Source organism: Hongsoonwoonella zoysiae (genome assembly GCF_013266695.1).
In the GTDB taxonomy this organism is placed as follows: Bacteria; Pseudomonadota; Alphaproteobacteria; order Rhizobiales; family Stappiaceae; genus Hongsoonwoonella; species Hongsoonwoonella zoysiae.
This window is the reverse complement of record NZ_JABRXF010000001.1, coordinates 1,801,191-1,820,982: the sequence shown is the minus strand read 5'-3', so window position 1 is coordinate 1,820,982 and position 19,792 is coordinate 1,801,191. Positions and strand designations below refer to the sequence as shown.

At 59.6% G+C, this 19,792-nt stretch carries 16 protein-coding genes; 8 read left to right on the top strand and 8 right to left on the bottom strand.

The window, feature by feature from the left end:
- Window positions 1–179: 179 nt before the first annotated feature.
- The gene (locus tag HPQ64_RS08450; RefSeq protein ID WP_172887908.1) at window positions 180–635 is read right to left on the bottom strand and encodes a GatB/YqeY domain-containing protein; all 456 of its coding nucleotides are present in this window, start codon (window positions 633–635) and stop codon (window positions 180–182) included.
- A 255-nt stretch (window positions 636–890) separates the two neighbouring features.
- On the opposite strand from HPQ64_RS08450, the gene carA reads away from it, so the two are divergent.
- Entirely contained in the window at window positions 891–2,090 is a 1,200-nt protein-coding gene (carA, locus tag HPQ64_RS08445) for a glutamine-hydrolyzing carbamoyl-phosphate synthase small subunit (protein ID WP_172887907.1), read from the top strand.
- Between the two features lie 96 nt (window positions 2,091–2,186).
- Here carA and HPQ64_RS08440 read toward each other — a convergent pair whose 3' ends face one another.
- Both HPQ64_RS08440 and HPQ64_RS08435 read right to left on the bottom strand, forming a co-directional pair.
- A complete protein-coding gene (locus tag HPQ64_RS08440; RefSeq protein WP_172887906.1) occupies window positions 2,187–2,642 on the bottom strand; it encodes a MerR family transcriptional regulator in 456 nt (151 codons plus the stop codon).
- 618 nt (window positions 2,643–3,260) lie between these two features.
- Window positions 3,261–4,367, bottom strand: a complete 1,107-nt coding sequence (locus HPQ64_RS08435) for an AraC family transcriptional regulator (protein ID WP_172887905.1) — start codon at window positions 4,365–4,367, stop codon at window positions 3,261–3,263.
- A 303-nt stretch (window positions 4,368–4,670) separates the two neighbouring features.
- Between HPQ64_RS08435 and HPQ64_RS08430 the strand changes: the two genes are divergently transcribed.
- From HPQ64_RS08430 to greA, 3 genes are all read left to right on the top strand, one after another.
- Complete coding sequence (locus tag HPQ64_RS08430; protein ID WP_172887904.1) at window positions 4,671–5,006, top strand: helix-turn-helix domain-containing protein; 336 nt, start codon at window positions 4,671–4,673, stop codon at window positions 5,004–5,006.
- Between the two features lie 160 nt (window positions 5,007–5,166).
- Window positions 5,167–8,475 carry a carbamoyl-phosphate synthase large subunit gene (gene carB, locus HPQ64_RS08425; RefSeq protein WP_172887903.1) on the top strand — a complete coding sequence of 1,103 codons (3,309 nt, stop codon included), beginning with the start codon at window positions 5,167–5,169 and terminating at the stop codon, window positions 8,473–8,475.
- A 206-nt stretch (window positions 8,476–8,681) separates the two neighbouring features.
- On the top strand, window positions 8,682–9,155 hold the full coding sequence (gene greA / locus HPQ64_RS08420; protein ID WP_172887902.1) for a transcription elongation factor GreA: 474 nt from the start codon (window positions 8,682–8,684) through the stop codon (window positions 9,153–9,155).
- 129 nt (window positions 9,156–9,284) lie between these two features.
- Here the strand turns inward: greA and HPQ64_RS08415 are convergent, their stop codons facing one another.
- Entirely contained in the window at window positions 9,285–9,758 is a 474-nt protein-coding gene (locus HPQ64_RS08415; RefSeq protein WP_172887901.1) for an AsnC family transcriptional regulator, read from the bottom strand.
- Between the two features lie 163 nt (window positions 9,759–9,921).
- Here HPQ64_RS08415 and HPQ64_RS08410 point away from each other — a divergent pair, with 163 nt between their 5' ends.
- The 3 genes from HPQ64_RS08410 to HPQ64_RS08400 all read left to right on the top strand — a co-directional run bounded on the left by HPQ64_RS08410 (window position 9,922) and on the right by HPQ64_RS08400 (window position 13,043).
- On the top strand, window positions 9,922–10,947 hold the full coding sequence (locus HPQ64_RS08410; protein ID WP_172887900.1) for a mitochondrial fission ELM1 family protein: 1,026 nt from the start codon (window positions 9,922–9,924) through the stop codon (window positions 10,945–10,947).
- Between the two features lie 13 nt (window positions 10,948–10,960).
- A complete protein-coding gene (gene trxB / locus HPQ64_RS08405) occupies window positions 10,961–11,926 on the top strand; it encodes a thioredoxin-disulfide reductase (RefSeq protein ID WP_172887899.1) in 966 nt (321 codons plus the stop codon).
- 226 nt (window positions 11,927–12,152) lie between these two features.
- Window positions 12,153–13,043 carry a LysR family transcriptional regulator gene (locus HPQ64_RS08400; protein ID WP_172888576.1) on the top strand — a complete coding sequence of 297 codons (891 nt, stop codon included), beginning with the start codon at window positions 12,153–12,155 and terminating at the stop codon, window positions 13,041–13,043.
- 612 nt (window positions 13,044–13,655) lie between these two features.
- On the opposite strand, the gene msrP is transcribed toward HPQ64_RS08400, so the two are convergent.
- Together msrP and HPQ64_RS08390 are read right to left on the bottom strand one after the other, a co-directional pair.
- Window positions 13,656–14,621: a protein-methionine-sulfoxide reductase catalytic subunit MsrP gene (gene msrP, locus HPQ64_RS08395; RefSeq protein WP_172887898.1), complete on the bottom strand. Its 966-nt coding sequence runs from the start codon at window positions 14,619–14,621 to the stop codon at window positions 13,656–13,658.
- A gap of 152 nt (window positions 14,622–14,773) precedes the next feature.
- Window positions 14,774–15,913, bottom strand: a complete 1,140-nt coding sequence (locus tag HPQ64_RS08390) for a PQQ-dependent sugar dehydrogenase (protein ID WP_343035953.1) — start codon at window positions 15,911–15,913, stop codon at window positions 14,774–14,776.
- Between the two features lie 326 nt (window positions 15,914–16,239).
- Between HPQ64_RS08390 and HPQ64_RS08385 the strand changes: the two genes are divergently transcribed.
- Window positions 16,240–16,674, top strand: a complete 435-nt coding sequence (locus tag HPQ64_RS08385; RefSeq protein WP_172887897.1) for a CBS domain-containing protein — start codon at window positions 16,240–16,242, stop codon at window positions 16,672–16,674.
- 72 nt (window positions 16,675–16,746) lie between these two features.
- Here HPQ64_RS08385 and HPQ64_RS08380 read toward each other — a convergent pair whose 3' ends face one another.
- Both HPQ64_RS08380 and HPQ64_RS08375 read right to left on the bottom strand, forming a co-directional pair.
- On the bottom strand, window positions 16,747–18,816 hold the full coding sequence (locus HPQ64_RS08380) for an elongation factor G (protein ID WP_172887896.1): 2,070 nt from the start codon (window positions 18,814–18,816) through the stop codon (window positions 16,747–16,749).
- A 440-nt stretch (window positions 18,817–19,256) separates the two neighbouring features.
- A complete protein-coding gene (locus tag HPQ64_RS08375; RefSeq protein WP_172887895.1) occupies window positions 19,257–19,688 on the bottom strand; it encodes an avidin/streptavidin family protein in 432 nt (143 codons plus the stop codon).
- Between the last annotated feature and the right edge of the window lie 104 nt (window positions 19,689–19,792).

The following is a 19,792-nucleotide window of genomic DNA, read 5'->3' as shown; positions in this document are numbered from 1 at the left end:
ATCGAAGCCCCGCAGTCACAGACCTTGGATGTCTATGATTCGAAAGCGTAACTGAGTCAGAGATTCACGCAACGTCATTTCCTCATAGTCGATCACGGTGGGTCCGCTTTACGCGAACACCCTACCACGTTCAACAGAAGGTTTCTCGCTGCTGATTTTGCCAACGAGGATTTGCGGCGCTATTCGCTGCGCAGCAGATCCTTCACAACGCAGCTTGCCTGAGTGAAATCCATCTGGCCGGGGAAGCGCTCTTTCAACGCGCTCATGCAACGTCCCATGTCGCGCAGCCCGTGGGCATTGATATCGCGCACCACATTCTCGCAATGCTGACGCATTTCCTCTTCGTCAAACTGACGCGGCAGGAATTCACGGATGATCTCGCTTTCCTGCCGCTCCTGCTCGGCCAGCTCCAGCTGGCCCGATTCCTCGTAGTCGCGCACGGAATCCTCGCGCTGGCGCATCATCTTGCGCAGAATTTCGATCACCTCGACATCCGACAGGCCGTCCCCGCCCGTTTCCCGGGAACGCAAGTCCCTGTCGCGTATCGTGGCCTGGATGAGGCGCAACGTCGCCGCGCGCCCTTTTTCGCCTTTTTCAAGCGCGTCCTGCAGGGCGGAATTGATCTCTTCGCGCATTCAATGCTCCACCGGCTGTCGGGAAATTTGGCTCACCAAACGGCAATTGCCAGAAAAATCCCTCCAACGATATGGCTAATCCGTTGATTTTGCGGAATTTTCTTCAGTGACCTCGTGGTTGACCGCTACGGTCGTATCCCCTAGAGTGCCGGCTTTGATGCGCCCCGTTCCATGTCGACCGGCGAATCGGTGCCAAAGGCCGACTACGGAGCGTTGAGGCGCATGATGTCATCAACCGGATTAAGAATGCAAGACATGACGAGCGCTGACGCCTGGTCCGCGACGCCGACAACGGCCGTACTCATTCTCGCCGACGGAACCGTCATTGAAGGACAGGGCCTCGGCGCGACGGGGCAGTCTGTCGGCGAGGTATGCTTCAATACCGCCATGACCGGCTACGAAGAGATCCTGACCGACCCGTCCTACGCCGGCCAGATCATCACCTTTACCTTTCCTCATATCGGCAACGTGGGCGCCAACGAGGAAGACATCGAGACCGTCAACCTGGCCTCGTCTTCCGGAGTGCGCGGCGCCATCTTCAAGGCGGACATAACCGATCCTTCGAATTACCGCGCCACGAAACATCTCGACGCCTGGCTGAAGGCGCGCGGCATCATCGGCCTTTGCGGCGTGGATACGCGTGCGCTTACGGCGTTGATCCGCGAAAAAGGGCTCGCCAACGCCGTAATCTCTCATGCGCCCGATGGTGTTTTCGACATGGAAGCGCTGAAACAGGCCGCGCGTGCATGGCCCGGCCTTGACGGGATGGACCTCGCCAGGGACGTCACCACCGCGCAAAGCTTTTCCTGGGACGAAACGCCCTGGGTCTGGGGCAACGGTTTTGGCCGCCGTCAGCAGGAATTCTTCAACGTCGTCGCTATCGACTACGGCATCAAGCGCAATATCCTGCGGCTTCTTGCCGACACGGGCTGCAAGGTCACCGTTTTGCCGGCCACCGCAAGCGCGCAAGACGTCCTGGCGCACAACCCCGATGGTGTCTTTCTGTCGAACGGGCCGGGCGACCCGGCCGCAACGGGAGAATACGCGGTCGGGACGATCCGTAGCGTCGTGGACAATGGCTTGCCGATTTTCGGAATATGCCTTGGCCATCAAATGCTTGCGATCGCACTTGGCGCCAGGACCGCGAAGATGCATCAGGGCCACCATGGCGCAAACCACCCGGTTTTCGACCGCACCACCGGCAAGGTCGAGATCACCTCGATGAACCATGGATTTGCGGTCGATACGCAAAGCCTGCCAGGCACGCTGGAAGAAACCCATGTCTCGCTGTTCGACGGTTCGAACTGCGGCATCCGGCTCAAGGACAGGCCTGTATTCTCCGTGCAGTACCACCCGGAAGCATCGCCGGGCCCGCGCGACAGTCACTACCTGTTCCGCCGCTTCGCCAATCTCATGCGCGCGCGCAAAGGCCTCGAAGCGGAAGCGGAACGCTGACAACCGTCAAAATGAATTAAACCGAAAACGCCCGGCCGAAATCTTCGGCCGGGCGTTTTCGGTTCATGATGCCACTTGTCGCCGGCATCGGCTCGATCAGGCAGCGTCGCCACCCGCATCGATCAACGTATCGAGCGAGGCGACCACGCCCTGCATCTCGGAGATCTGCTCGTCGACCTGAGCCTGATGCTCACGCAGGATCCCCTCCTGATCGGCGCAAATCTTGCGAAGTTGACGCAACTGCTCGATACGCGGCAGGTTCCCTTCCACAATCGCGATCACGCGGCGGATTTCACCAAGCGTCAATCCGATCTTTTTCGCCTGAAGGATGACCTTCATCCGGCTTACGTCATGCGGACGATAGTAGCGCCTCGCGCCCTTGCGCACCGGATTTAGGAGGCCCTTTTCTTCATAAAAGCGCAGCGTGCGCAAGGTGACGTCGAACAGGTCCGACATCTCCGAAATGGCGAGGAGCTTTTCTTCACCACCATCCTTGACGATTGGCCCCGCGATGTCGGGAGCATCCAGAATTTTCGTTGCCAGGTTACTCATCGTATTGCCCGTTCCATGTTTGCCCGTCTGAAAACGTCTTTTTTTCGATCGGTGCGGCTTGCGGCAGCCGCACCCCGCACCGGATCTGGCAAGACTATGGCACTCTATGCATTTACATGCTTTTTCATTTCACGCCAATTTGTTATCTTTAAACGCGTTACAATTTATCTATCCATAGGTACATCATAAAATTTATGTGATCGAATGTTATATCTATAGTCTTATTTGTTATCAGGATAACAAACATCGAACCGGATACCGAAAATCTTACTTACTTCTATAATAGAAGTTATGTATATAGATATCATATTTGTTTTTTATTTACAATAATCTTGATATTATCGGCCTCTCCCAAGGACATAATCAAACACAATCCAACATGACATAACGGATAGCTACGCCGCGGCCGCATTACTTCCCGTAACGGCGTTTTTCTGCAATGCCATGAAGACCTCGATAACCCGTCGTAATCGCGAAAATTTCCGACGTTACATCGCCTGTAACGTCGAATTTAACCCCAAAGTCGACCGGTTTCACGGAATCCGGGCCCGAAGCACCGTTCAAACTCCGTCGCCTCGAAAGCGGGTGCGCGAGTCGAGGTTCGCTTTTCGCGAACGGTCACCATTGCGCGGCGGCTTGTCTGTCCTTCCGGTATTCCTTGGGCGAACGGTCGAACCAGCGGCGGGCGGCGCGGGTAAAATTACCCACAGCCTTGAACCCCAGCCGGTAGGCAATATCGGAGATCGAAAGATCGCTCGCCGTGAGCAGGTCCTCGGCTGCCTTCCGTCGAACCTTGTCGTGAAGCATTTGGAACGTCGCACCTTCTTCCGATAAACGGCGCTGCAGACCACGTTCGCTCAAAGCCATTTTGCGCGACACCTTCGACAGGGTCAGATCCGGATCGTCCAGACCCGCGGCTATAGCTTCACAGGTTCGCTCCACGAGGGTATGTGCCCTGCGCTTGTCCGCAAGACGCCGCCGGTTCAATTCGTTCAAGGCACAGAAGATGTCGTTGTTGGCACGCGGGTTGGGTGTTTCCAAAGCAGACGTCTTGACCCGTATCCGGTTGAAAGGCGCATTGAAAGATATATTGGGTCCGAAAAACTCCCGATACGGCCCGGCATCGACCGGCCTGTCGCGATTGAGCTCCACGCTCACGACGAGATCGGTGTCGCCCGCCAACATGGAGAGCTTCCGGCAATACGCGCCGGCGATGCGATCGGTGATCTGATTGCGGCAACTGATCGAGGGCGGAAACGCCCATTGCAGCGCCGTCGTCGCCCCCTCACTGACACATTCGGCCATCGCAAGATCGTGGCTGACCGAAGCGAAACTCGCGAGGACATCGATCGCGGAGCGTAAATCGGGCGCGTAACTCGCCGCCATGCAAACGGTATCATCCGCGCCCTGACAGTCGAGCGGATCGGGCGTTTTCTCTATCAACCACTTCGTCCAGTCGAGCGAAAAGGTTTCACGCCGCGCACGCGTCGCAAGAGCGTCCAGCAGCCGGCAAAAATCGTCCAGGCGGATGTAGCTGCCGAGCGGGGGCTGCGCGGGAATGTTGCTGAGCTGATACTGTTTCAAAAATGGCGACAGCGGGATTTTCAGCATCGCGCAATAGTGCGGCAATCCCACAAGCTCACGCGCCCGGATCAGATGCGCTTCGCGGTCCTCACCCGTGAGAAGCGAGCCGAACTTGGTGTCGCTGGCGGTCCTTTCAAGCATGCTTGTCGCTCAGTAATCAATAACTTCGAGGCGGTTTTGCAAATGACAAGCCTAACGCCTGCTTTCCCGGTCTATCGATCAACTTTCTGCGATGGCAACCCTTACCCGCGCCGGACCCCGCATAACGGATACAAATCCTTGACAAGATTGACTTTGCATAACGAACGTCCGATTGATGTCAGGTCGCACAATTTGCGTTATCGCAAAAACCGCCGAAAGCCTTTCCAAATCGAGGGAAAAGGCGTGCAGCCCGTAGATGCATCGATGAACAGGACGGACCGCAAGAACAAGGAAGCACCCTTCATGGGCCCGGACCAGTTCCGCGCCTGGCGGAAGGCGCTCGGGCTGAAACAGAAGGACGCTGCAGAACGGCTAGGACTGAAAAAGCGGATGATCCAATACTACGAAAAAGGCGATCGCAACGGCCGCCCGGTGGAGATTCCCAAGGCGATCCGCCTGGCCTGCTACGCCTTGTCGAACGGCATCGGCGATTTCGATGGCACGACGCCGGTGCGCGCGCCCCTCGAGCAGCCTTCTGGAAAACCTGCCACCGGCGTCGATTCCAACAAGGACCGGCAGTGGAATGACCGTTCCGGCCAGGCGGCCGATCCCGTCGCTCCGCGACGTTCCAAAGCCTAGTACGTGGACATGCGGAAAATTCCGTAGCGCGACACCTGCCTATAGGGTTTCCCGAACGTCTTTTTTTGCATATAAGGCCCGCTCAGCCGACGAAAAAACCGTACCCTCTCCCCAGCGCGGTGAAAAAAGCGACCCGCGCTCGGATTTTTGCGAGCAGACGATGCCCAAACGCACCGACATTTCCTCCATTCTCATCATCGGCGCCGGCCCGATCATCATCGGTCAGGCCTGCGAGTTCGACTACTCCGGTACCCAGGCCTGCAAGGCGCTGAAGGACGAGGGATACCGAATTATCCTGGTCAACTCGAACCCGGCGACGATCATGACGGATCCGGAACTGGCGGATGCGACCTATATCGAGCCGATTACTCCGGAAATCGTTGCCAAGATCATCGAAAAGGAGCGCCCGGACGCGCTTTTGCCGACAATGGGCGGACAGACGGCGCTCAACTGCGCCTTGTCGCTGCGCAAGATGGGAGTGCTCGAAAAATTCGGTGTGGAGATGATCGGCGCCACCGCCGAGGCGATCGACAAGGCTGAGGACCGCGAGCTTTTCCGCGAGGCAATGAACAAGATCGGCCTGGAAACGCCGACGTCCGTGCTGGCGCACGACATGGTCGAGGCAGTGCAGGCCCTGGAAACGGTCGGCCTGCCGGCGATCATCCGCCCGTCTTTCACGCTCGGCGGCACGGGCGGCGGCATCGCCTACAACCGAGAGGAATATTTCGACATCATCGAGCGGGGCATCGACGCATCGCCCACCAATGAGGTGCTGGTGGAAGAAAGCGTGCTCGGCTGGAAGGAGTATGAGATGGAGGTGGTTCGCGACAAGGCGGACAACTGCATCATCATCTGCTCCATCGAAAACATCGATCCGATGGGCGTCCACACCGGCGATTCAATCACCATCGCGCCGGCGCTGACGCTGACGGACAAGGAATACCAGATCATGCGCGACGCCTCGCTTGCGGTTCTGCGCGAGATCGGGGTGGAAACCGGCGGTTCGAATGTGCAGTTTGCCGTCAATCCGGAAAACGGGCGGCTGATCGTCATCGAGATGAACCCGCGCGTATCGCGCTCTTCGGCGCTTGCGTCCAAGGCGACCGGCTTCCCGATCGCCAAGGTCGCCGCAAAGCTTGCCGTCGGCTATACGCTCGACGAGCTTGAAAACGACATTACGGGAGGCGCTACGCCGGCCTCCTTCGAGCCGACGATCGATTACATCGTCACCAAGATCCCGCGCTTTGCCTTCGAAAAGTTCCCCGGCGCGGAACCCACGCTGACCACGGCGATGAAATCCGTTGGCGAAGTGATGGCGATCGGCCGCACGTTCACGGAAAGTCTGCAAAAAGCGCTGCGCGGCCTCGAAACAGGTCTGACCGGCTTCGACGAAATCGAAATCCCCGGCCTTGGCCAGGGCGACGACCGCAACGCGATGCGCGCCGCCCTCGGCGCGCCCACGCCCGACCGTCTTCTGAAGGTGGCCCAGGCGATACGCGAAGGCGCCGACCTCGACCTAGTTCACGAATCCTGCAAGATCGATCCGTGGTTCCTGGAGCAGATCAAGGCGATCGTCGACATGGAGGAGAAGGTCCGCAAGTTCGGGCTTCCCCAAACGGCCGATCCTCTGCGCCGGCTGAAGGCCATGGGTTTTTCCGACGCCCGCCTTGCCACGCTCGCGGGCTTGAATGAGGCGGATGTCGCCAGGCTCAGGCGCAGCCTTGACGTGCACCCCGTCTACAAGCGCATCGATACATGCGCGGCGGAATTCGCCTCGCCAACCGCCTATATGTATTCCTCCTACGAGGTGCCCTTCGCCGGCCGGCTTGAAAACGAGGCAGAGCCTTCGGAGCGCAACAAAGTCGTCATCCTCGGGGGCGGGCCCAACCGTATCGGCCAGGGTATCGAGTTCGATTACTGCTGCTGCCACGCGGCTTTCGCGCTGCACGACGCCGGTTTCGAATCGATCATGGTCAACTGCAATCCGGAAACCGTTTCCACGGACTACGACACGTCGGACCGGCTCTATTTCGAACCGCTAACGGCCGAAGACGTGCTGGAGATCATTCGCCTGGAGCAGTCGAAAGGCACGTTGCACGGCGTGATTGTCCAGTTCGGCGGACAGACGCCGCTCAAACTCGCCCAGGCGCTTGTCGAGGAGGATATCCCTATCCTCGGCACCGCGCCGGACATGATCGACCTTGCCGAAGACCGCGACCGATTCCAGAAGCTTCTCTGGAAGCTCGATCTGAAGCAGCCTGACAACGGCATCGCCTATTCCGTCGAGCAAAGCCGTCTCGTCGTTGCCGACCTCGGCCTGCCCGCCGTCGTGCGTCCGTCGTACGTGCTCGGCGGCCGCGCCATGCAGATCATCCGTGACGAGGAGGCTTTGAACTCCTATCTCCTCGGCACGCTGCCCGAACTGGTCCCGGGCGACGTGCGCGCGAAATACCCCAACGACAAGACCGGACAGATCAACACCGTCCTCGGCAAAAATCCGCTCCTCTTCGACCGATACCTCGACGGCGCGATCGAGGTCGATGTCGACGCGCTGTCGGATGGCGAGGACGTCTTTATCTGCGGCATCATGGAACATATCGAGGAAGCCGGCATCCACTCCGGAGACAGTGCCTGCTCGCTGCCGCCCTACTCGCTGGGCGAAGACGTTCTGGAAGAACTCAAGCGCCAGACGAAGGCCCTGGCGAAAGGTCTTCAGGTGGGCGGGCTGATGAACGTCCAATTCGCCATTCTCAATGGCGACATCTTCGTGCTCGAGGTCAATCCGCGCGCCTCCCGCACTGTGCCGTTCGTCGCCAAAACGATCGGCGTGCCGATCGCCAAGATCGCCGCGCGCGTAATGGCGGGCGAAAAGCTAGCCTCCTTCGGGCTCAGGGAAAACACCTTTGACCATATCGCGGTGAAAGAGGCGGTTTTCCCCTTCGCCCGCTTCCCAGGCGTCGACACGGTGCTCGGCCCCGAAATGCGCTCCACGGGCGAGGTAATGGGGCTGAACGGCACGTTTGAGGCCGCTTTCGCCAAATCGCAGATCGGTTCCGGTACAAGGGTTCCGACCGAAGGCCGCGTCTTCATTTCCGTTCGCGACGCGGACAAGGAACGCGCTCTCGATCCGGCAAAGCGCCTGCAAGCCGCCGGGTTTTCCATCATCGCCACCAGCGGCACGCAAAGATTTCTCGAGGAGAACGGAATTCAGTGCACCAAGATAAACAAGGTGCTTGAAGGCCGGCCTCACATCGTTGATGCTATCAAGAATGGAGATGTCCAGCTCGTCTTCAACACAACCGAAGGCGCGCAGGCTCTTTCCGACAGCCGGTCATTGCGCAGAGCTGCGCTGTTGCACAAGATCCCCTACTACACGACGATGGCAGGGGCGGTTGCAGCGGCGAAAGGCATCGAAGCATACAAGTCCGGCAATCTTGAAGTGAGACCATTGCAGTCCTACTTCGCCTAGGCTGACCCGCATCGCCGCAGGATGCGGAAGGGGCGGCCAGGCACCCTGGAACATAGAAGCGTGCCCGCAAGCCGGGAAAACGGCGAGCGAATGCACGCTTCGCTAAATAAGCGTACGAGCCTCGGTTCGGGCGGAATTCCCGGACCGGGTTTTATCTTTGTTTGTGCATGCGCCTTGAAGGCGCAAAATACTGAAGGTCAAAGACCATGGAAAAAGTCCCGATGACCGCCGCCGGCTACGCCATGCTGGAGCGGGAACTGAAGGAGCGCACGTCGGTCGAGCGGCCGCGCATCATCCAGGCGATCTCGGAAGCGCGGGCCCATGGCGACCTTTCTGAAAACGCGGAATATCATGCCGCCAAGGAGCAGCAGAGCCACAACGAAGGCCGTATCTCCGAACTGGAGGACAAGCTTGGCCGGGCGGAGATCATCGACGTTTCTAAGCTGTCGGGCGACACGATCAAGTTCGGCGCGACGGTGACGCTCATCGACGAAGACACCGACGAGGAGAAGAAATACACGATCGTCGGCGATGTCGAGGCGGATGTTAAAGCCGGAAAAGTGTCTATTTCTTCGCCCATCGCCAGGGCGCTGATCGGTAAGTCCATTGGCGATTCGGTGGAAGTCGCGGCGCCCGGCGGCGCGCGTGCCTATGAGATTATCGCCGTCGCCTTCGGCTAACGGTTCGAAACAGGGTATCGTTCACGCGGGCGGCATTTGCCGCCCGTTCTGGCTTTGCTGTGCAATTGAATGTTACGTCGCAGCGATTCCGGAGCGAGCCCCGCGCGAACGCGTCCCTGGCGCACCGCCTCAGCCTAGATCGATCGGAACGACAGGCTCATCCTTGGTCCGACGGATCGTGAGGGCGGTGCGCACGCTGTCCACATTGGGCGTGGCGGTCAGGTCGCGGATGATGAAGGTTTGAAACGTCTGCAGGTCCTGCGTCACGCATTTCAGCAGGAAATCCACTTCGCCCGACAGCATGTAGCTCTCGCGCACGATCGGCCACAAACTCACCTGCTCTTCGAACGCAAGAAGATCGGCCTCCGTCTGGCTGTGCAGGCCGACCATGGCAAAGGCGGTGACGTCATAGCCGAGTTTCTTTTCGTCGAGCAAGGTGCGATACCCGCGGATGAGGCCAACCTCTTCCAGCCCGCGCACGCGGCGAAGGCAGGGGGGCGCGGATATGCCGACACGGCGAGCAAGCTCGACGTTCGTCATGCGGCCGTCTTCCTGCAGTTCCTTCAGGATCTGCCAATCGATCGCATCGAGCCGGGCCTTCACTCTGGTCTCCTAAGGTAAAATATGACAAAGCCTGGCGGGAGTGCCGGCTTTCTCCGGCAGCAAATCGCACACACCTACCGGAATCGGCGCAACACAATGGCTGGCGGAAGTCATGGCATTATGATTTTTTGCGCAAACGTGCAATAGAATAACAATCCCGCGCATGAATCGGAAAGAATACGAAACAGGAAAGCCGGATGCCGCGAGTGCCGGCGTCGCTTCCGTATGGGTGCTGACCGACGGCAAGGCCGGCGACGAGGCGCAGTGTATCGGCGTTGCCGAAGCGCTTGGCGCGCCTTTCGAAGTGCGCCGCGTTTCGCCGCGCGCGCCATTCGCCTGGGCAATGCCATGGGGCCCTATCGACCCGCGCGATGCCTCAGAAAAGCCCGGAAGTCCGCTTGCCGCGCCCTTTCCCGACATCGTGATAGCATCCGGCCGCCGTGCGGTCGCCTATCTGCGCCACATCGCGAAGGCAAGCGGCGGGCGCACCTTCACCGTATTTCTGAAAGATCCGAGAACCGGCACGCGAGCCGCCGATTTCATTTGGGTGGCAAAACATGATGATTTGCGCGGGCCGAACGTGATGGTCACCGTCACGGCTCCGCATCGCATCTTCGAATCCAGGCTCGATGAGGCCCGCCGGCCGCCGCTTCCGGAAATCGCCGCCCTCCCCTCTCCGCGCGTCGCGGTGCTTGCGGGAGGCGACAGCCGCCACCACCGTTTTTCGCCGGACGATGTCCGCCGCTTCGTCTCAGGGCTGAAGACATGGTCGGATGACGGGGTGTCGCTGATGATGACGGCTTCGCGGCGCACGCCGCCAGCGCTTGCCGAAAGCTTGCGCAAACTTGCCGCAACCGGGCCTCATCTCTTCTGGGAGGGAAAGGGAGAAAACCCGCTGATCCAATATCTTGCCAATGCGGATGCGATCGTCGCCACGGCCGATTCCACCAACATGATCGGCGAGGCGGCGGCAACAGGCCGGCCCGTGCATGTGTTTCATCCAGGTGGCGGTCATGCAAAAATCAACCGCTTTCTCGCTGAAATGTCCGCGATGGGGGTGGTTCACCCCTTTCCGGGGGCGCTGAAAACCACTACCTACGAGCCGGTCAATTCCACTTCGCAGATCGCACGGGCCATCGTTTCGGCATTCAAGGCACAGCGTGGCGAAACGGACAAAACGGAACATTAAGGAGACGAAGACCATGGCGAGCCAGCACCACAAACTTCTTATTGTGGGATCCGGGCCGGCCGGCGACACGGCCGCGATCTATGCGGCGCGCGCCCTGCTGGAACCCGCGCTCGTCACGGGAATTCAACCAGGCGGCCAGTTGACGATCACCACGGACGTTGAAAACTACCCCGGTTTCGCAGACCCCATCCAGGGCCCCTGGCTCATGGAAGAGATGCGCAAGCAGGCGGAAAACGTCGGCACGAACATCATCTACGATACGATCCTCGAGGCCGACCTCTCCACCCGCCCCTTTGCGCTGAAGGGCGACAGCGGCACGACCTACACCTGCGACGCACTGGTGATCGCGACCGGTGCCCAGGCGAAGTGGCTCGGCATTCCGTCCGAACAAGAATTCCAGGGCGCGGGCGTTTCGGCCTGCGCAACCTGCGACGGCTTCTTCTACCGCGGCAAGGAAGTGCTGGTGATCGGCGGCGGCAACACGGCGGTGGAAGAGGCGCTTTACCTTGCCAACCTCGCCTCCAAGGTGACGCTCATTCACCGGCGCGACGAGTTGCGTGCCGAGCGCATCCTGCAGGACCGGCTCTTCAAGAACCCAAAGATCGAGGTGGTCTGGGACAGCGTTGTCGAGGAAATCCTCGGCGGCGGCATGCCGAAGGCAGTAACCGGCGCGCGCATCAGGAACGTCAAGACCGGCGAAACGTCCGAGCTTTCGGCGGAGGGCTTTTTCGTCGCCATCGGCCACGCGCCGGCGGTCGAACTGTTCAAGGACCAGGTGAAGCTGAAGGAAAACGGCTACATCTGGACGGAAGCCGACAGCACCAGAACCTCCATTCCGGGCGTCTTCGCAGCGGGCGACGTGACCGACGACATCTTCCGTCAGGCGGTAACGGCGGCCGGTATGGGCTGCATGGCAGCCCTTGAGGCGGAGCGTTTCCTTGCCGAACAACCCGTTGCGGAAGTCGAAGCGGCGGAATAGCCTGCCTTCCAGGAGCATCTCCCGCAAAATCCGAACGGATTTGGCGAAAAGTACATGCTCAAGATTTTGATCCTGGAGCGATTTCTTATCGACCGGACGACCCGGGTCGGTCGGGGGAATGCTCCAGGCTAACCTGGGCTCAGGTAGCGTCACCCGAGCACGGGAAAGTTGATCGCATTCAAGATGCTCTAGCGAGCTCGCAAAGGGGGCAACTCGCGTCATGCCTATGGACTGGGACAAGCTGCGTATTTTTCACGCGGCGGCACAGGCGGGAAGCTTCACCCATGCGGGCGATGCGCTCAACATGAGCCAGTCCGCCGTGAGCCGGCAGGTGAGCGCGCTGGAGGCCGATCTCGGCGTGCCCCTGTTTCACCGGCATGCGCGCGGGCTGCTGCTGACCGAACAAGGAGAACTGCTTTACCGCACCGCACGCGAGGTCCTGCTCAAGCTCGAGGCGGTGCAGACGCGGCTGACGGACACAAAGGAAAAGCCGTCAGGCACGCTGAGGGTAACGACAACGGTGGGCCTTGGGTCGACGTGGCTTACCTCTCGCCTGAATGAATTCGTCGATCTTTACCCGGAAGTCGAGCTTCGCCTCATCTTCGACGATGACGAGCTTGACCTTGGCATGCGCGAGGCCGATGTCGCCATTCGCCTGAGGAAGCCCACCCAGCCGGATCTGATCCAGCGCAAGCTCTTCACCGTGCATTTCCACCTCTACGCGGCCCCTTCCTACATCCAGCGCTTCGGCACGCCGACTTCCATCGAAGATCTGGATAACCACCGGATCGTCTCCTACGGCGAGCAGGCGCCGATGTATCTGCGCGACATGAACTGGCTGGAAACGGCAGGCCTGCCTTCCGGCCAGAAGCGGCGCTGCGTGCTTCGCATCAACAACGTAGTCGCCATAAAGCGGGCCGTACAGCGGGGCGTGGGCATAGCGCTTCTGCCGGATTACCTGATCGAGGAGGATTCCGGCCTCATGCAGGTCCTGCCCGGTGCGCATGTGCCCACGTTCGACACCTATTTCGTCTATCCTTCCGAACTCAAGAACACCGCCCGTATCGCCGCATTCCGGGACTTTTTGCTGTCTAATGCGGAACGCTGGACGTTCTGAGCAGCCGTCCTTGAAACTTGATGACGGAAAGGGGCCACCTCGGACCTGCCGGGCATCTTGCGGGCAGGTGCCGCGTTTTTATGCAATACCATTCCATGACCGCTTTACTTACGCTGAGACATGCCGGAAATGCATAACAGCGATGCACCACTGCCTCTTGTTTATTCAGCTTGTGCACTGCATATAAGCGGTGCTGTTGGTTTGCTTCGTCGCTACCTCCTCCCAGCGACGTCTTGATGCAGCCAGCTGTTCCCCTCTGGAAGGTGATTGCACCGTCTTGAGACGGTATGATCAAGACTGCCGGGCCCAAGTGGCCCGGCTCTTTTTTTGTCTGTATTTCAACGATTTTTTGTTGCGCCGAAATCGTCGCTCGTGCTGCGAAGGCATGGCAGGTGCACGCAATTCGATGCATTCCTGTGAAACGGCAAGTTATGCTGCGTCGCAAAATCACATATGCGGAAGGGCCCATGAAATGGGCAGCTGTATCCTGTCATCGACTTTTGCCCAGGTGCCATGCAGCACCCCGCCTTTTTATCGGCAGCTCATACAAGCACCCATAAAAAAGGCCGGCGCGCGAGGCACCGGCCCAAATTGTTCTGCTGTCAATAAAACTCACATGTAGAGCTGTTCGCCCTCCAGCCCCTTGTAAAGGTGGGCAACCTGCTCCGTGTAACCGTTGAACAGCAGTGTAGGCACCTTCTCGCCCGTGTGGAGGACCGTCTCGCGGGCCTGGCTCCAGCGGCGATGTGGCACTTCCGGGTTCACATTCGCCCAGAAGCCGTATTCAGACCCCTGGATCTCTTCCCAGAAGCTCACCGGACGTTCGTCGGTGAAGGTCATCTTCACAATCGACTTGATGGATTTGAAGCCGTATTTCCAAGGCAGCATAAGGCGGATCGGCGCGCCGTGCTGCTTGGGCAGCGACTTGCCGTATACACCCGTAACCATGAAGGCAAGTTCGTTGGTCGCCTCTTCCATGGTCACACCCTCGACGTAGGGCCAGGGATACCAGCTGGCGCGCTGTCCGCTGGCAAGGTCCGGATCGTTGAACGTCTCGAAACGGATGTATTTCGCTCCGGCTTTCGGCGAGGCCAGCTTGACGAGATCGGCAAGCGGAAAGCCCGACCACGGCACCGTCATCGACCACGCTTCGACGCAGCGGAAGCGGTAGAGCCGCTCTTCCAGCGAAACCTTCTTCAAAAGATCGTCGATGGCGATCGTTTGCGGATTGTCGACCATCCCGTCAATGAGGATATCCCAGGGGCGGATCTGTAGCGCTTGCGCGGCGCTGGAAATCTGCTTGTGCGAGCCGAATTCGTAGAAATTGTTGAACTTGGAGGCAACGTCTTCCGGGGTCAGTTCACGGTCGACCGTATAGGCCTCATTACGCTTTGCCGGGTAAAGATGCGCGCTCGGATCCGTTTCCGCGAACGCCGCACGCGGCAGCCCCACGCCACCGGCAACCAGCGCGCCCGCACCGGCAAGGCCGGCAAGCACCGAACGGCGGTTCAGGAAAACCTCTTCGGGTGTTGCCTGGGATTCCGGGATTTCCCAGCTTCTTTTGCGCAGGATGTGCATTATTCCCTCCAGCTTGACTCTTTTCCGGCCGTTTGCCGCCCGTATGTCACGTTGCGGACAGACGTCCGCGAGCCTGCCCTTTGCAAAATAGGTAGCGCGGGGAGCAGCCCGCCTCAAATCAAGCTCAGTTGAACGAAAAGGGCGAAACACCCTCAGGGCGCAGCACCGATCCGGTAGAGAGCGCCATCGGGTTCGTCGGTCGAAAACCACAAAGCACCGTCCGGACCGTTCCTGATCGTGCGGATACGCCCGTAGTCGCCTTCGAGCAGATGCTCTTCGCCGACCACCTTTCCAGCGTCGATCCCGAGGCGGACGATCATTTGGTCCTTGAGCGCGCCCACGAACATGTCGCCGGTCCATTCAGGGATCGTATTGCCCGTATAAAACGCCATTCCGGAGGGCGCGATAGACGGGTCCCAGTAGTGCACGGGCTGCTCGTAACCCTTTGCGGCGGTTCCCACACCGATCTTCCCGCCCGAGTAATGCCTGCCGTAAGAGATCACCGGCCAGCCGTAGTTCAGGCCCGCCTGGGGGCGGTTGATCTCGTCACCGCCGCGCGCACCGTGCTCGACGGTCCATAATTCGCCCGTGTCGGGGTGAAGAGCCGCGCCCTGAATGTTGCGGTGGCCCATGGACCAAAGCTCGGGCAATCCCTTTTTTCCGTCCGCAAACGGATTGTCCGCCGGAATCGAGCCGTCGGCCCTCACCCGCAGGACCGAGCCCGCATGGTCAAAAGGGTCCTGCGCCCTGTCGCTATCGCCCCTGTCGCCGGTCGTGACATAGACCGTGCCATCGGGCGCAGGCACGATGCGCGAGCCGAAATGCCGCCCGGCGCTCGTCTTCCTGGTCATACGCGCGATCACGCGTACGTTCTCAAGGCGCGGGCCCGCGTCATCCTGCATGAATTCGGCAGTTGCCGCCGCCGTCCCGGCGCCGCCCGGCCCCGGTTCGGAAAAGGTGAAATAAATCCGACGCGACGTTTCGAAATCCAGCGCGACTACCAGATCAAGCAACCCGCCCTGCCCCGATGCCCTGACCTCCGGCACGCCTTCAACCTGCGTTACTTGTCCGAAATCCGGCGGTAAATAATGCATCCGGCCATCGCGCTCATTCACAAGAACAGCGCCATCGGGCAGGAAATCGAACCCCCAAGGGTGGTCGAGCGGCTGCGTCATCCGCGTTACGCCGAATGTCGCGGACGCCGCATTATGGACGTCCCCGGCTTCGGATTTGGCACCCGCATTCAGCGCAAATGCCACCGCGAAGACTGCGGCAAGCTGGAATCTCTTCACGTGGGCCTCCTCTCCGGATGCAGATTGCTCAGGAAGATATGGCCGCCGGGATCAAGTTCCATACGCACTTCAAAAGAACTTGCGTGGCCCGCCGAAGACGCAACGCCGGACTTCCAGCACCTTTTCTCGATTGGCGTATCATGAAACCGGACTTTGCCCGCAGAGCCGCGATCGTTTATCATTGCCTTTCCGGCTAAATTCGCGGGGCGCCTTCAATAGCCGACCATGGGATTTTGCGTAAAATCCGAAAACCTCGCGGCCAGTCCTTTTCTCAAAAGATTTTTATTTCGATAGATTTTCCAGGTTGAAACGCTCGGAGCAGTCCGATGACACAGATACGCCATCTTCTGGAAAGTAAGGGGCACGAAGTCTGGACAATCCAACCGGATGACACTGTTCTTCATGCCCTGGAGGAAATGGCCGCCAAGGACATTGGCGGGTTGATCGTGGTCGACAACGGTGAATATGTGGGCATCTTCACGGAGCGCCAATACGCCAGGAACGTGTTCCTCAAGGGGCGCGCCTCGCCCAGCACTCCGATCCGGGATGTCATGCGGACGGATCGTCTTTTTCTCCGCCCGGAACAGACGATCCAGGAATGCATGTTCGTAATGTCGGAAAAGAACGTGCGCCATCTACCCGTTCTGGATCATGGCAAGATCTGCGGTGTCGTGACGATCGGCGACGTGCTGCGCAGCCTCGTCACCGACAGGGAATTCGATATCGATCAACTCGTGAATTACATCAGCGGCGGGCGGTAGGCGTTACGCCGCAGGCCGGATAGTGCGGCTGCCCGGCAATCGGAGGTCGCCGGACAGCGGAGCATCAGCGGCTTACGCCGCCTGACTGCGGCCGAAACGATTGCATATTTCTTCCGCCGTCTTGCCGGAAAGTTCGGCCATATGGTCGAAACGCTTGGTGTAGCTGGCCACACCAGCCGTTGCCGAGCGAAGTTCGATGATGAGTTCGCCGATCTCCGCTTCCGGCATCGTCGCCTTCACCTCGTCCCAGCCGCTCCAGCCTTCGCGAGCGTCGAAGCCGAGGATCTGGCCTCTGCGTGACGACACGATCGCGTTGACCTTCGCTGTCGCATCGTTCGGGCAGTAGATGGACACCTGATAGATCGGCTCCAGCAGCACGGGATTGCACTGCGGCAGGCCTTCGCGCATGCCAAGGATGGCGGCCATGCGGAACGCCTGGTCGGAGGAATCTACCGAGTGATACGACCCGTCGGTCAGCGTCACGCCGACATCGACCACGGGGAAGCCCAGCGGACCGTGCTGAAGCGCTTCCTTCACGCCTTCGCCGACGGCGGGAATATACTGCTTCGGCACGACGCCGCCGGTAATGCGGTCGTCGAAGACGAACCCCGCGCCGCGCTCGAGCGGGCGTATCTCCAAAACGGCATCACCGAACTGGCCGTGGCCGCCGGATTGTTTCTTGTGCCGCCCGCGCACAGTGGTGCCGTTGCGGATCGTCTCACGATAGGGAACGAGGGCCGGCCGCTTTTCGACCTCAAGCCCGTATTTGCCGGCCAGACGCTCCAGTGCCACGCGAAGGTGCATCTCGCCCTGCCCTTCGATGATCGTCTCGGCGGTATCCTGGGTGTGGCTGACGATAAGGCCTTTGTCCTCTTCGGCGATCTTGGCGAGAGCCGATGACAGTTTCACCTCGTCCCGGCGCTCCTTCGGCGCGACAGCCAGCGCAAGAACGGGCGGCGGCGGCTCCAGGGTGTATAGCTGCCTTGCCGGCGCCGACCCGCCCAGCGTTTCGCCGGTCTGCACCTTGTCGAGCTTGCCAAGGCCCACGGTCTCGCCGACACCGGCGCGCTCGCGCTTCGTCGCCTGCTGGCCCATCAGCCTGAAAAGGCCGGAAACCTTGGCTTCCGACCCGTCGTGACGGTGCAGCACCTCGCCATCGCCGACCGAACCGGTCAGCACACGCGCGATTGAAAGTTTGCCGGCGTGCAATGTGTTCAGTGTCTTCAGCACCTGAAGCGTCGTATCCGCGCCGCTGTCGAGGCCAAGCCTCTCACGCGTGATTTCGATGTCCGGCGCTTCATGGCGCAAAGCCTTCAACAGGCGCTGAATGCCGTTGCCGTGCTCGGCGGATCCGATGAAGACCGGACAGATGATGCCCTGGCGCAATTCGTCGACAAGGTCGCCGAACACACGTTCCTTGCCGGGCGCGATATCCTCAAGAAGCGCTTCCATGAGAACATCGTCATGATCGGCAAGCTTCTCCAGCATCTCGAAGCGTGCTTCCACCTCGCGCGCCTGATCGTCATCCGGCATGTCGATGACAAGGCTTTCGGCATGTTCTCGATAGACGAAGGCGCGTTCCAGCGCGAGATCGATGAAGCCTATCGCGATGCCGTCCTTCCAGATCGGGATCTGGCGCAGCACCATCGGCACGCTCGACGCCGGCTGCAGCAGCGACAGGGCATCTCTCACGCGCATCGTCGTCTTGTCGATCTTGTTCAGGAATAAAACCCTTGGGATTCCGCGATCCTCAAGCTTCTTCAAAAGCACCTGCAGCGCGGGAACCTTCTTCTCGTCGGCTTCGGCGACGACGATCGCCATGTCGACGCCCGCCAACACGCCATCCGCCTCGCTCAGGAACTCGACGGAGCCAGGGCAATCAAGAAACGTATAGGTGTCCCCCAGATAGTCGATCTCGGCCACGTTGACCTCGACGCTCATGGAATGATCGCGCGCTTCGGGCGCGCCGTCGCCGACGGTGTTTCCGTCGGAAATCGTCCCCTGTCTGTGAATGGCCCCCGTGCGGGCGAGGATGGCCTCGAGCAGTGTGGTCTTGCCACTGGCGAACGGCCCGATTATCGCGATGCACCGGGGCCCCTCTCGTCTGCCGCCGGCCTGTCCCCCTTTACCGTCTTCTCCCATGGTGTCGCCTCCGTTGGTTTATCCGGTCTGCGGATGCAGCCCGGCCGCGGAGCGCGCGACGCCGCATTCGACGTAGCGTGATCCGCGCCGCCGTCCGCCGGTGTGCGGGCGGTCGTTTATGGTCGCGCCGATCCGCCCGCGAACGCAAGGAAAACCAATGCCGCAGCGCGAAATACGCCTTGGCGCGGCATGCAGCGAATTGTTTCGACGAAGAACCTGCTGGAAAGACGGCAATTCGAATGCTCAGGAATACCGCCCCAATCGCCGCGGATTCCCCCTTTTCGCATCACGAGATCGTGCCCGAATGAATTTCCCACGATGATCGAACAAAAGGTCTTTCGCGGACCGGAAATGCTTGAACCTGTATGTATAACAACTTCGCCGCCTCTTTTTTTAACGAGGCGGAGAATTAAACATTCTGAATTTTCACGTATATATTCTTACTGAAGCTTCAGACCCTTTATTTCCGTCTTGGCGATCGGAGAAAAAGTATCGGATCCCCCGTCGATCTGGTCACCATAGACCAGTTCCCACTCGGTGGTTATCTTCCCGTTCTGATAATAGCCGGTCCATGCCGTGATCGATTGGCAATCCTGCTGGGCATTGCTCCAGCGGACGGACCAGCTGATCAGATTGCCGTAAACGTATCCAACCACTGGATAAGGCGACCCGATACACCCGTAACCGGCCGCACTATTGATGTAATTTCCCGTCAGTAGACCGGAAGCCGGATCGATGGTCTGGATCGTCAGCTTGGATCCTCTCTGGTTTTCCCAAACCGAGAGCGCCGTCAAAGAGGCTTCTTCCGCAGCGGCTATGGTGCTGACGCAGGAGAATGCCGCGATCAAGGCGAGACTGGAAAGGCGTCGCATAATAATCTCCAATATCCGTTTCGATAGAGAAAAACCAATCTGTTACTACGTAACTTATACAAATAACGGTCGCATAATTTTTCTTTGCAATCAATGCTATCAAG

Coding starts and splice junctions, on each gene's coding strand:
- trxB (WP_172887899.1), top strand. CDS start 10,961: ATGGCGAGCCAGCACCACAAACTTCTTATTGTGGGATCCGGGCCGGCC.
- HPQ64_RS08380 (WP_172887896.1), bottom strand. CDS start 18,816: ATGGGAGAAGACGGTAAAGGGGGACAGGCCGGCGGCAGACGAGAGGGG.
- carB (WP_172887903.1), top strand. CDS start 5,167: ATGCCCAAACGCACCGACATTTCCTCCATTCTCATCATCGGCGCCGGC.
- HPQ64_RS08450 (WP_172887908.1), bottom strand. CDS start 635: ATGCGCGAAGAGATCAATTCCGCCCTGCAGGACGCGCTTGAAAAAGGC.
- HPQ64_RS08440 (WP_172887906.1), bottom strand. CDS start 2,642: ATGAGTAACCTGGCAACGAAAATTCTGGATGCTCCCGACATCGCGGGG.
- HPQ64_RS08430 (WP_172887904.1), top strand. CDS start 4,671: ATGGGCCCGGACCAGTTCCGCGCCTGGCGGAAGGCGCTCGGGCTGAAA.
- greA (WP_172887902.1), top strand. CDS start 8,682: ATGGAAAAAGTCCCGATGACCGCCGCCGGCTACGCCATGCTGGAGCGG.
- HPQ64_RS08435 (WP_172887905.1), bottom strand. CDS start 4,367: ATGCTTGAAAGGACCGCCAGCGACACCAAGTTCGGCTCGCTTCTCACG.
- HPQ64_RS08375 (WP_172887895.1), bottom strand. CDS start 19,688: ATGCGACGCCTTTCCAGTCTCGCCTTGATCGCGGCATTCTCCTGCGTC.
- carA (WP_172887907.1), top strand. CDS start 891: ATGACGAGCGCTGACGCCTGGTCCGCGACGCCGACAACGGCCGTACTC.
- HPQ64_RS08410 (WP_172887900.1), top strand. CDS start 9,922: ATGAATCGGAAAGAATACGAAACAGGAAAGCCGGATGCCGCGAGTGCC.
- msrP (WP_172887898.1), bottom strand. CDS start 14,621: ATGCACATCCTGCGCAAAAGAAGCTGGGAAATCCCGGAATCCCAGGCA.
- HPQ64_RS08400 (WP_172888576.1), top strand. CDS start 12,153: ATGGACTGGGACAAGCTGCGTATTTTTCACGCGGCGGCACAGGCGGGA.
- HPQ64_RS08385 (WP_172887897.1), top strand. CDS start 16,240: ATGACACAGATACGCCATCTTCTGGAAAGTAAGGGGCACGAAGTCTGG.